Here is an 11,739-nt window from a genome sequence, read left to right as displayed (position 1 = left end):
TCGATAAAAAGATCAAAAAGGTCTATATATCAGAACAGCAACAAACTCATTTATTGAAAGGCAGGTTAGCAATAGCCAATTTAGATGAAAGTTTTATCTTAATACCAGCAACAGCGGCCACTAAAATAATAGAGAGAGATGAGGCAGCGATTGTCTACCACATGGAGAAGTCACAGCCGCAAGATACAGAAATAGAAGAAGATGATCCGTATAAAGATTATCAAATACCTGATGACTTAATGTGGTAAACCTATGATCTGAGGTGCTGGTTTGTGGCATTTAGCATGCCCTTGAACCAGTTCTTCATAAATAGCCTTGAACTCGCTGCCGATAAGCTTTTGTAGAGGGAATTTTTCTTTTTCAAGACGAAACTCGACATTACCGGGAAAGAATATAAAAGTGAGGTAGGCTCCTTTCACTGAAATGAGTTCGGAAATGCCTTTATGGGATGTGTACTTGCATAATTCCTCGATATTTTCACTAGCGGGTGTTTTAGTCTTCTGTTCAACATGCTTCTTTGCGATTGGTGCCTTTAAGTGACTCAAGCTTGTACAAGCATCAAGTGTCAGCGCAGTCAGAAGGATAAAGAGAAGTCTTAGCATGCTTGTATACTATTCCTGGGGTCGAGATTTAAGATATTTTGCGGGAGAAATTCCGGTCCAGCGTTTAAAAGCACGGCTAAAGGCGCTAAGTTCAGAAAAGCCGAGCAAAAAAGCAATGTCGCTTAGACTATGTTTGCCTTTATTTAAATATGCGTAGGCCTTTTCTTCACGCACTTCATCAAGCAGGTCATGAAAGGAAATTCCTTCTGATTTAAGACGTCGATATAGCGTGTGTCGACTCATATTCATTCTTTTTGCGATATTTTCAGCATCTACCTTATCTTTGGAAAGCTGGCTTTCAAGGGTAGTCTTTACCGAGTCGGTAAAGCTGATCGCGGGTAGAATTTTTCTAGAAAGCGACTCTATATGTTTAATCAATAATTTATAAAGATAAGGGCTACGCCTGGGTAGCTTGTAGTTGAGATAACACTTCTTAAAAATGAGTGTGCTGTGGCTCTGGTTAAATCGAAGAGGGCAACGGAATATTTTTTTAAACTCAGAAATATCACCCGGTGCAGGGTGTTGAAAATGAACGGCTTCCAAATCGAGCTTTCGATTAATATGGTCTTGGACCCGTAATACTGACAACGCAAGTGTATGCTCTATATCGGCTGAGCAGTAAACCTCATTGTAGTCACAGACATATTCCAGATAAGTAAACTTATCATCATTGTGAATTTCAATATGCATGCCTTCATTAACCAAAGAATAGTAGCGTTGGTATTGTTGAAGTCCTTCATAGAGGGTTGGGCTATTAAAGAAAATGTGTGCAACTAAACCCATTTCTTCATTATGGGGATTCTGAGCGAGTTTAAGGCCAAGACGCTCGTCGGAGGTATAGGAAAGCGCAAGAGACCATAACGCATGATAAGCAGAGATATTTAGTCGGAAGTCTGCTAACTCAAGCTCGTGTAGTTCACAGGCCAAGGTAGAAATCAAAAGCTCGTTATTGATACCTTTTTGAATAAGATATTCGCACAATACTTTCGCGGTTGAGGAGTTTACGAACAAGTTTTTGACCCGGGACTTGCCAGACTTAATTGTCATTTAGCTTTCCTTTCCCTAACCGTGACTAAAGATACCTATTGTAGTAATTAAACCAAAGCTGTGTATTAATTACTGTTAATTAGGAATGCTACAGTCAGTCAAAAAGGTGGCACATATCGTCAAGAACAGGCATTCGGTCTGCTATATATTACACACACTGTCCTTTAGGAGTTGTACAGTAAACGAATTACAAACTTATACTAGCGGTGTTATTGACGGGGAACCACTATGGAATACGAAGTTTTTGTACCACAAAATGAAAATGAAAAAGAAAATTGTTCTGAGCTAGCAAATTATCTGAACAGTATGTTTTTTTGCTAAGTAGATTAAGAGGTTCAAGAAAAGGCGCGAAGTGCGCCTTTTTTTATTACACTAAACTGCTTTCAAACGCTGCTTTATTGCGTTATTTCTCTCAAGCATATCTCTAATGCGTGTTAGTTGGCTAAGGTTATCGCCGCTTTGCTTAGACTGGTTTGAAAAGACCAAGCCGACTCGCCACGAAGTATCGTCATTATCCATCCTTACCTTATTTACAATCTTTGCCTCAATTTGATTAACTTTTAGCTCCCCCATGTCCATATTCAAAACGAGGCGCAAACTTAGCTTGCTTCCGAGTTCTGGTTCACTGGGTACAGCCAGAGCAAGGCCAAGGAGATTGAAATCGAGAACATCTAAATCAAGCCAGCTAGAAAATAGACCTTGTTTAGTTTTGATTTGTGCCACGAGTTCTGCGGCGGGGACGCGTCGGTTACGACGATTTTCTTTAGGGTGGAGCTCTACAATCATTAAAAAATATACCTTACTACGTATCACAGTTTAGAAGTGAAAAGCATTTAATTAGTCAGATTAGGATACATATGAGAATATGCCATGAGCTCTTGGTGATAATGTGAACTGATTAAAAAAAATACAATGACTAAACTATATTCGCGCATAAGAGGGGAAGGTTTCCCCGTATTGATCCTTCACGGCCTGTTTGGCTCGTCAGATAATTTAGGCAGTGTTGCAACGGCCTTGGCAAGTAAGTTTAAAACCCATGCTATTGACCTGAGAAACCATGGTCGTTCGTTTCATCGCGAAGAGATGAACTATGAGCTTATGGCAGAAGATGTGATCGAATATATGAATGATCAAGGTATTGATATCGCATATGTGCTTGGACATTCCATGGGTGGAAAAGTCGCTATGAGTCTAGCCCTGCACCAGCAAAAACGAATAAAGGCCGTGATCGTTGCCGATATATCGCCTGTTCGGTATGAGGGACATCACGATGAAATATTTGCTGGTTTATTTGCTTTGCTAGAGTCAGATATCGTAAGTCGAAAGGAAGCAGATTCTTTGCTAGCGGAATTTGTTCCAGAGCAGGGGGTGAGGCAATTTTTACTAAAGAATCTAAAAGCCAAGCCCGGTGGAGGTTTCGATCTAAAAGTAAATCTCAACGCCATCCATCAAAATTACCATCATATTCTGGATGGACAGCATGCTGAAAAACCTTTTTTAGGGGAAGTGCTCTTCATTGCTGGCGAAGCATCAGACTATATACAGGCCGCCCATAAAGAAAAAGTAGTGAGCTTATTTCCCTTTGCAAAAGTCCGAATCATTCCAAAAGCCAGTCACTGGTTACATGCAGAAAAACCGGAAACCTTTATAGGAATATGTGAACGTTTTCTTACGGGTATCGACTAGACTATACATAACAACACTAGAAAGGTAGTTATGAGTTTACCAACAATAATAGATATTGAAGCTTCAGGCTTAGGAAAGGGCTCTTATCCAATCGAAGTAGGTTTTATTTCAGGTAAGGGAGAAACGGGCTGTACCCTGATAAAACCATTAGCTCATTGGACGAAATAGAACCGGGACGCCGAAGCGCTTCATGGAATATCCCAAGAGCTATTAAAAGAAAAAGGGCGAGATATTGTTAGCGTTGCCCAGTGGCTTAACCACAACCTTGCAGGTCAGACCATATATTCAGATGGCTGGGCTAATGACATGTGCTGGCTGGGTCAGTTATTTGATAAAGCTGAATGTATACAAGCCTTTCGAATTGAATCTTTACTCTCATTGCTTAGCCAGGAAGAACGAGAACAATGGACACCCGTCCACGACAAAGTTATTGAATTAGCAGGTCTGGCGCGTCATCGGGCCAGTGCAGATGCAAAAATGATTCAGGATACTTATGCAGAATTAAAAGGCTTGCCCAGAAATTAACGAACTCGTGATATTTAATCGATTATAACAATGGATCCGGAAATAGGAGTTCAATCTTGCTTTGGATCTATGTTAATCTCAAATGCTACCGTGTAATGCTGTCACGGGAGAATACAACTATATAAAGGGGTTAGGATAATGAAACTTAATAAATTGACCGCTGGTATTGCGATCGTGGCAGTAGGGTTAACTGCACAACAAAGTTATGCAAGTTCAACACTTGATGCAGTAAAAAAGAAAGGTATGGTAAGTTGTGGCGTGAGTGTCGGTTTAGCGGGCTTTTCACAAAAAGACGAGAAAGGGCAGTGGAGCGGACTGGATGTAGATGTTTGTCGTTCGGTTGCTGCAGCGGTTTTAGGCGATGCAGATAAAGTAACTTATCGCCCACTCACTGCAAAAGAACGCTTTGAAGCACTAAAAAGTGGCGAGGTAGATATTTTGTCTCGTAATACTACTTGGACTCATACACGTGACACATCACTAGGTTTGAACTTTGCTGGTGTAAACTACTACGATGGCCAAGGCTTTATGGTATCCAAAAAGCTAGGTGTTAAAAGTGCATTAGAGCTCGATGGAGCATCTGCCTGTATTCAGGCAGGTACCACCACTGAATTGAACATGGCTGACTACTTCCGTGCAAATGGTATGAAGTACACAGCAGTTACATATGATACTTCAGATCAGACTCGTGCAGGCTTTGAAAGCGGCCGTTGTGACGTATTAACCTCTGATCAATCACAATTATATTCGATTCGTATCGGCCTAAAAGACCCTTCTTCAGCAATGGTTTTGCCTGAAGTTATTTCAAAAGAACCATTAGGCCCAGTGGTTAGACAGGGTGATGATGGTTGGTTCAATATCGTTAAGTGGACAATGAACGCCTTGATAGAAGCAGAATTCTTAGGTGTTAACAGTACAAATGTAGATCAGGCTAAAGCTGAAGGTAACCCGGCTCAAAAACGTTTGATGGGTTCTGAGGGTGATGCTGGTGAGAAGCTTGGTTTGGAAGCCGGTTGGGCCTATAACATCGTTAAGCAGGTAGGTAACTACGGCGAGTCGTTTGAGCGTAATGTTGGTATGGACTCACCTCTTAAAATTTCACGTGGTTTGAATGCCCAGTGGAACAAAGGTGGTATTCTGTATTCCCCACCTGTTCGATAATACAGGTTGGCTTCTTGTAAGCATAAGATTAGACAGCTTGTTTAGTAGCAGGCTGTTTAATCCAGTAGCTAGAAAATTCTCAAATAATAAGTTAGCGCTTACTAAGTCTAGAAGCTGAGTAAAAAAATGGCTCGCTTTATAGGTAGCTAACAGCATTCTTTTGGAAATAATTTGTAAGGCCATATTATGTCTTCAGATCCGGAGTCCGAACACTTAAAGCTTAAGTCGGGTTCATTTATAAATAACCCTCGTAACAGGGCGATTATTTATCAATTAATCCTGGTTTTCGCACTTGGCTACTTTTTCTATTCGATTGTTTCCAATGCAATCGCCAATATGGAAGCTCGAGGAATAAAAAGCGGTTTCGGCTTTTTATTTACTACCGCAGGCTTCGATATCTTAATGTCCTTGATTCCTTACGATGCGACACATACCTACGGGAAAACATTTATCGTAGGTTTGCTTAATACGATTATGGTTTCGATGATTGGTATCGTATTGGCAACTATTATCGGCTTTGTTATGGGGGTCGCTTATTTCTCCCACAACTGGTTAGTCAGACGCTTATCAGTCATTTATGTAGAAATATTTCGAAATATTCCATTATTACTACAAGTCTTCTTCTGGTATTTCGCTGTACTGGCTTCATTGCCCGGAGCGCGTGACAGTTTTTCTGTTGGTGAATCGATTTTTCTAAATGTTCGAGGCTTGTTTATCCCAAGTGTGATTGATGAGCAAGGCTCAATGTTTGTATACGCTTCATTGTGTATAGCGATTGCTGGCATATTCTTTCTTCGCCGCTGGGCGCATAGAAGGCAAGATGATACGGGCGAGCAGTTTCCTGTATTTTCAGTCAGTCTGGGTATTCTTTTTGGGCTGCCGCTACTGACAACACTAATAATGGGTGTTCCTTTTCACTTGGAATACCCAGAGCTTGGGCGCTTCAATATCAGCGGTGGAACCTCAATAATCCCGGAACTAATGGCTTTGGTTTTAGCTTTAAGTATTTATACCGGTGCATTCATTGCAGAAGCTGTTCGAGCGGGTGTTCAATCGGTGCCGCATGGACAAACTGAAGCCGCACGTAGTGTTGGCTTAAGTGAGCGAAAGATTATGTCACTGATCGTCGTGCCCCAGGCGATGAGAGTCATCACGCCTTTGCTAAATAGTGAATATCAAAGCTTGGTGAAAAACTCGACGCTGGCTACAGCTATTGGTTACCCGGATTTGTTTACTGTCTTTGTCGGCACCACACTCAATCAGACGGGACAAGCGATAGAAATCGTATTTATGACAATGGCGGTCTATTTTGTCATAAACATGTGTATTTCCTTTGTTATGAATCGATTCAATTCGAAAGTCGCTTTGGTGGAAAGGAAGTAAATGATGAGAGAGTTTAAAGCGCTGCCTGATAAACCGGCACCCAAGGATACAGTTGGTGTCATTGGCTGGATTAAAGAAAACCTTTTTTCTAATATCTTCGATTCAACAGCTACTATTATTATCCTAGCAATTTTATTCTCCGTTGTTCCTGGCATGCTGGATTGGCTGATTTTTTCAGCCGACTGGAGTGGTGACAGCCAGGAAGCTTGCTCTAAAGAAGGCGCGTGTTGGGTATTTGTTTCTGCCTGGATGCAACAATTTATGTATGGCAGTTACCCCAGCTCAGAACTGTGGCGAGTGAATCTTGCTTTATTGAGTCTCGCTGCTGTCATTGCTTTGCCTTATGTCTTGCCAAAAGATCTTCGGAATAAGATTGGCGTCCCGGTATTTTTGTTATTTCCATTTGTCTGTGCGACATTTCTGGACGGTAGCCTGTTTGGTTTGATGACAGTAAGTACTGACTTATGGGGTGGCTTTGCACTGAATATCTTTTTGGCGTCAGCGAGTATTATTATTGCTTTTCCGTTGAGCTTTTTATGGGCCCTAGGTCGACGATCGGAGATGCCTTTTATACGTAGTGTCTGTATTTTGTTGATCGAGTTTTTTAGGGGAACCCCGGTTTTAGCCCTATTTTTTATGGGCTCGGTAATGCTGCCATTATTTTTTCCTGAAGGCACCAGCGTAGATAAATTACTTAGGGTGTGGATTGTTCTGATTCTATTTATGTCGGGCTATATGGCAGAAGTATTTAGGGGTGGCTTTCAAGCAATTCCCCAAGGGCAATACGAAGCCGCTGACTCGCTTGGCCTAAGTTATTGGCAGAAAACTTTGCTGATTATATTGCCCCAGGTGATCAAAGTATCGATGCCCAATATTCTTGCTACCTTCGTTATGCTATTCAAAAATACTACCTTCCTTTTGATCATCGGTATATTTGAAATGCTCAGTACCACTCAAACTGCTTTGAATAACTCAAACTGGTTAGGGGGACATGCAACGGAAGGCTACTTATTTGTCGCTATGGTCTTTTGGTGTTGCTGCTTTGGTATGTCAATGATCAGCAGTAATATCGAACGCAAGCTGGATACCAGCCATAATAATAAATAGCGCTGTCTACTACGGAGATTAATGATGAAAACAGATGTAAAAAGCCAAAACTCTGAGGTTCTGGGCAGTAAAGATAACGTTATTGAAATTAAAGATCTGAATAAATGGTATGGCAATTTCCATGTGCTCAAAGATATAAACTTAAGTGTCAAAAAGGGTGAACGAATTGTTATCTGTGGACCATCTGGTTCAGGTAAATCGACGATGATTCGTTGTATCAACCGACTGGAAGAGTTTCAAAGAGGGTCTTTGGTTGTGAATGGTGTTGAGATGATCGAAGACGTTAAGAATATCGAAGCGATCCGTCGTGAAGTCGGTATGGTTTTTCAGCACTTCAATCTGTTTCCCCATTTGAGCATTTTAGAAAACCTGACGCTTGGGCCAATTTGGGTACAGAAAAAACCCAAAGAGGAAGCCGAAGCGATTGCAATGAAGTATCTGGAGCGAGTGAAGATTCCAGACCAAGCACTTAAGTACCCGGGTCAGTTATCGGGTGGTCAGCAACAACGTGTAGCGATTGCACGATCTCTTTGTATGTCACCTCAAATCATGCTGTTCGATGAACCAACCTCTGCTCTTGATCCGGAAATGATTAAAGAAGTACTCGATGTCATGGTTGAGCTAGCTGATGAAGGTATGACGATGCTCTGTGTTACTCATGAAATGGGCTTTGCTAAGCGTGTAGCGGACAGAGTAATATTTATGGATGGTGGTGAAATTGTTGAGCAAAATACACCAGAGGAATTCTTTACAAACCCAGAAACTGACCGCTTACAACTATTCTTAAGTCAGATACTTCAGCATTAATCCCAAGCAGCCGAGCTTCTTATTCTTGATGAGAGAGCTAATAGCCTTGAGAAGAAGATAGCTCTTCAAGTGTATTGAAGTTCATAAAGCTACTGGCTTCAGCATTTCTTGATGTTGAGAAATCAACCCAGATAGCACCGTTATCTTTAACCCACTTCATTACGCGGTTTTGCCTGTTTACGATTGCATCTTCCAAGCTATCAACAAACTGAGTAGAAATGCATAAGTGAAGAGGGTGGCTTCTGTTTTCATCTCTCGATGCGATTATCAAAGGCTGACCAGGGAACAGCTCTTGTTTTTGGTACAAGATATTGAGCATCTTTTGACCATACTCTTGTCCAAGGCAGGGTGTATCACAGGGGCTGACAAGCAAATAATCAGCATCAGTGTTCAACATCAAGCTGTGTAGTCCTGCCAAAGGACCTTGGAAGCCTTCGATTGAGTCAGAACACACAAGAGGACTGATTTCTTGATATTGAGTTTGATTGCGGTTGCAGTTGATTAACACGCGACGAACATAAGGCTGAAGCGAGTCAAAAACAGACTGGGCCATTGGTTTTTGTCGATAGAGTTGCAGTCCCTTGTCCTTGCCATCCATACGAGTGGAAAGGCCACCGGCAAGAATACCGCCATCAATTTGCAGTGTCATGAGATCTAAATCTGATAGGAGAGTAGCGATGTGGCACCCAAGAAGAGTGCCACCTATGCAAAGCGTAAACTAGTGGGCTTACAAGTTGCTGTCAACAAAAGCTGTCAACTGAGATTTTGATAGCGCGCCTACCTTCGTTGCATCAACATTACCATTCTTGAATAGCATCAAGGTTGGAATGCCACGAATATTGAATTTAGGTGGGGTTTGCTCATTCTCATCAATATTTAACTTACATATTTTGATCTTGCCAGCATAGTCGTCAGCAATTTCCTCAAGGACAGGGGCGATCATTTTACAAGGGCCGCACCACTCCGCCCAGTAATCGACAAGTACAGGGATGTCAGAATTTAAAACTTCCGTTTCGAAAGTTGCGTCACTTACATTGATGATGTTATCACTCATGTTTTGATTCCAATAAAAGATTTAGAGAAGCCTGAAAGCATTTGATGCGTTACAATACAGCTATCTCTTAAGAAATGAAAAATCGTAACGAGTAATATATAGCCTTATCAGAGGATTTCAAGGACGTGTTAACTCACAATGATACGAAAGCAGAGCCAAATAGCTGCTCAGACCACATTGCAGCGATAGATTTGGGCTCAAACAGTTTTCACATGGTTGTCGCAAAAATTTCTCATGGCGAGATTAGAGTCGTTGATAAGTTTGGTGAAAAGGTCCAGCTAGCGGCAGGTCTCGACGAAAATGGAGAAATAACTCCAGAAGCCCATATCAGGGCAATTGAGTGCTTGAAGCGCTTCTCCCAGCGGATCAAGAGCTTTGACTCTGCATCTGTGCAGATCGTGGGTACAAATGCTTTAAGAGCAGCCAAAAAGAAAACTGACTTTCTGCGTGATGCCGAGCGTGTAACAGGTCACCCAATAGAAATAATTTCTGGCAGAGAAGAAGCGCGTCTAATTTATCTTGGTGTTGCTCATACCCTGGCTGATGATAAAGGCAATCGCCTGGTTATCGATATCGGTGGTGGTAGCACCGAATTGATAATTGGTGAACGCTTTGAGGCAAAAGCCTTAGAAAGTATGCATATGGGCTGCGTTTCTTTCAGAGAAAAATATTTTCCTGGTGGTGAGCTAACTGAGCAAGGATTTAATAAAGCAATCAAGCACGCATCCAGAGAATTATTCAGCATAAAGGAACAATATAAGTCGCTTGGATGGCAGCATACAGTGGGTGCTTCGGGTTCAATTAAGGCTATTCTAAATGCTTTGCGTCATCTTGGTTTAGCTGAAGAAACGATTACATTAAAAGCTTTGAAAGAACTAAAAGGCCTGATGATTACTCTCGGACATTGTGAGGACTTAGTTAAACTAGGTGTGAAATCTGAGCGTGCATCGATCTTTGCAGCCGGCTTTTCCATACTCTACTCATGCTTTAAGGTACTGGGCATCAAAGAAATGGAGTTCACATCGGGCGCGCTTAGGGAAGGTTTGCTGTATGACATACTAGGCCGGATTCAGCATGAGGATGTCAGAGAACGTTCACTTCAATCGATGCAGGCTCGCTATGCTATTGATGTTGAACACGCTGAAAGAGTAGAGAAAACAGCGCTTCATGCATACAAGCAAATTGCTTCGTATTGGGATATAGCCTTACCGCAATGTGAAAATCTACTACGTTGGGCAAGCCGGGTTTTTGAGGTTGGGCACTCTATTGCTCATGCACAATACCACCGGCATGGTGCTTATCTCGTTTATCACTCTGACCTACCAGGTTTCTCGAGATTAACTCAGCTGCACCTTTCTGTGATAGTACGTACTCACAGACGGAAATTTAGTGATGAGCCTTTTATTGGAATGAGTAAACAGGAAACGCAAACACTGAAGCGCCTGTGCACAATATTCAGACTGGCGGTTGCGCTGACAGCAGAACGTAATCAAGCTGAAACGGATTTCACCCTAAGGGCTCAGGACGAGTGCTTATCCCTTAGTATGGGGAAAGGCTGGTTTGAGGCAAATCCCTTAAATACGTCGATCTTGGAGTTAGAGCAAGACTTGTTACGTAAGCAGGGCTTTCTTCTACTGCTAGCTAAAGATTGACGACTTTCCAACTACACGAGATTCTTAATGATTGTTTTAGGTATTGAGTCATCTTGCGATGAGACCGGTGTTGCTTTATATCATAGTGAGAAAGGTTTGCTTGCACACCAGTTATATTCCCAAGTAGAGATGCATGCGGACTATGGTGGTGTTGTCCCGGAATTAGCTTCTAGAGATCATGTAAGAAAAACCATTCCTTTAATAGACGCTATTCTCAAAGAAGCTGGGCTAGAGAAGGGCGATATTGATGCGATTGCCTATACTGCAGGGCCGGGATTAGTAGGAGCGCTGATGGTCGGTGCTTCCATTGCGAATGCCTTAGCGATGGCGCTTGATATCCCCATTATCGGTGTACACCACATGGAAGGACACTTACTGGCGCCGATGCTAGAAGATAGTCCACCGGAATTCCCCTTTATTGGTTTACTTGTATCGGGTGGCCATACTCAATTGGTTTCAGTGCAGTCTATTGGTGAATATGAAATTCTGGGTGAGTCATTAGATGATGCGGCAGGTGAAGCCTTTGATAAAGCGGCGAAAATGTTAGGGCTCGATTACCCGGGAGGTCCCCGAATTGCGAAACTGGCTGAATATGCCCGAACAGAGCTTGGTGGAACACCTTATCGATTTCCCCGTCCAATGACAGATCGGCCAGGACTGGATTTTAGTTTTAGTGGCCTGAAAACTTTTACCTTGAACACGGTAAATGATGTCC

At 42.2% G+C, this 11,739-nt stretch carries 14 protein-coding genes; 9 read left to right on the top strand and 5 right to left on the bottom strand.

Going from position 1 to position 11,739, the window contains the following annotated elements; genetic code table 11:
• Positions 1-248: DUF2058 family protein (locus A3763_RS09505; RefSeq protein ID WP_156495030.1), on the top strand; the 248-nt coding region annotated here is incomplete at its 5' end.
• Here A3763_RS09505 and A3763_RS09500 read toward each other — a convergent pair.
• From A3763_RS09500 to A3763_RS09490, 3 genes are all read right to left on the bottom strand, one after another.
• Positions 237-602, bottom strand: a complete 366-nt coding sequence (locus A3763_RS09500) for a hypothetical protein (protein ID WP_068553025.1) — start codon at positions 600-602, stop codon at positions 237-239. The genes A3763_RS09505 and A3763_RS09500 overlap by 12 nt on opposite strands.
• Positions 603-611: 9 nt before the next feature.
• On the bottom strand, positions 612-1,649 hold the full coding sequence (locus A3763_RS09495) for an AraC family transcriptional regulator (protein ID WP_068553024.1): 1,038 nt from the start codon (positions 1,647-1,649) through the stop codon (positions 612-614).
• A gap of 372 nt (positions 1,650-2,021) precedes the next feature.
• Positions 2,022-2,435 (bottom strand): PilZ domain-containing protein, encoded by a 414-nt coding sequence (locus A3763_RS09490; protein WP_068509978.1) that lies wholly within the window; start codon positions 2,433-2,435, stop codon positions 2,022-2,024.
• 126 nt (positions 2,436-2,561) lie between these two features.
• On the opposite strand from A3763_RS09490, the gene A3763_RS09485 reads away from it, so the two are divergent.
• The 6 genes from A3763_RS09485 (at position 2,562) to A3763_RS09460 (ending at position 8,318) form a co-directional block, all read left to right on the top strand.
• Positions 2,562-3,335 (top strand): alpha/beta fold hydrolase, encoded by a 774-nt coding sequence (locus A3763_RS09485; RefSeq protein WP_068509979.1) that lies wholly within the window; start codon positions 2,562-2,564, stop codon positions 3,333-3,335.
• Positions 3,336-3,641: 306 nt separating this feature from the next.
• Positions 3,642-3,860 carry a hypothetical protein gene (locus A3763_RS26970; RefSeq protein ID WP_082865098.1) on the top strand — a complete coding sequence of 73 codons (219 nt, stop codon included), beginning with the start codon at positions 3,642-3,644 and terminating at the stop codon, positions 3,858-3,860.
• Between the two features lie 138 nt (positions 3,861-3,998).
• Entirely contained in the window at positions 3,999-5,021 is a 1,023-nt protein-coding gene (locus tag A3763_RS09475; RefSeq protein ID WP_068509981.1) for an amino acid ABC transporter substrate-binding protein, read from the top strand.
• Between the two features lie 186 nt (positions 5,022-5,207).
• Complete coding sequence (locus A3763_RS09470) at positions 5,208-6,404, top strand: amino acid ABC transporter permease (protein ID WP_068509983.1); 1,197 nt, start codon at positions 5,208-5,210, stop codon at positions 6,402-6,404.
• Complete coding sequence (locus A3763_RS09465; protein ID WP_231872152.1) at positions 6,405-7,511, top strand: amino acid ABC transporter permease; 1,107 nt, start codon at positions 6,405-6,407, stop codon at positions 7,509-7,511.
• A gap of 21 nt (positions 7,512-7,532) precedes the next feature.
• Positions 7,533-8,318, top strand: coding sequence for an amino acid ABC transporter ATP-binding protein (locus A3763_RS09460; protein ID WP_304438860.1), 786 nt, complete (start codon positions 7,533-7,535; stop codon positions 8,316-8,318).
• Between the two features lie 37 nt (positions 8,319-8,355).
• On the opposite strand, the gene mobA is transcribed toward A3763_RS09460, so the two are convergent.
• Together mobA and trxA are read right to left on the bottom strand one after the other, a co-directional pair.
• On the bottom strand, positions 8,356-8,967 hold the full coding sequence (gene mobA, locus A3763_RS09455) for a molybdenum cofactor guanylyltransferase MobA (RefSeq protein WP_068509986.1): 612 nt from the start codon (positions 8,965-8,967) through the stop codon (positions 8,356-8,358).
• A 78-nt stretch (positions 8,968-9,045) separates the two neighbouring features.
• Complete coding sequence (gene trxA / locus A3763_RS09450) at positions 9,046-9,372, bottom strand: thioredoxin TrxA (protein ID WP_068509988.1); 327 nt, start codon at positions 9,370-9,372, stop codon at positions 9,046-9,048.
• 125 nt (positions 9,373-9,497) lie between these two features.
• Here trxA and ppx point away from each other — a divergent pair, with 125 nt between their 5' ends.
• Positions 9,498-11,024, top strand: coding sequence for an exopolyphosphatase (gene ppx / locus A3763_RS09445; RefSeq protein WP_068553023.1), 1,527 nt, complete (start codon positions 9,498-9,500; stop codon positions 11,022-11,024).
• A 27-nt stretch (positions 11,025-11,051) separates the two neighbouring features.
• The coding region (gene tsaD / locus A3763_RS09440; protein ID WP_068759996.1) for a tRNA (adenosine(37)-N6)-threonylcarbamoyltransferase complex transferase subunit TsaD at positions 11,052-11,739 on the top strand (688 nt) is incomplete at its 3' end.

It is taken from the genome of Oleiphilus sp. HI0128 (assembly GCF_001635365.1).
This window is presented reverse-complemented; position numbering and strand designations above follow the sequence as displayed.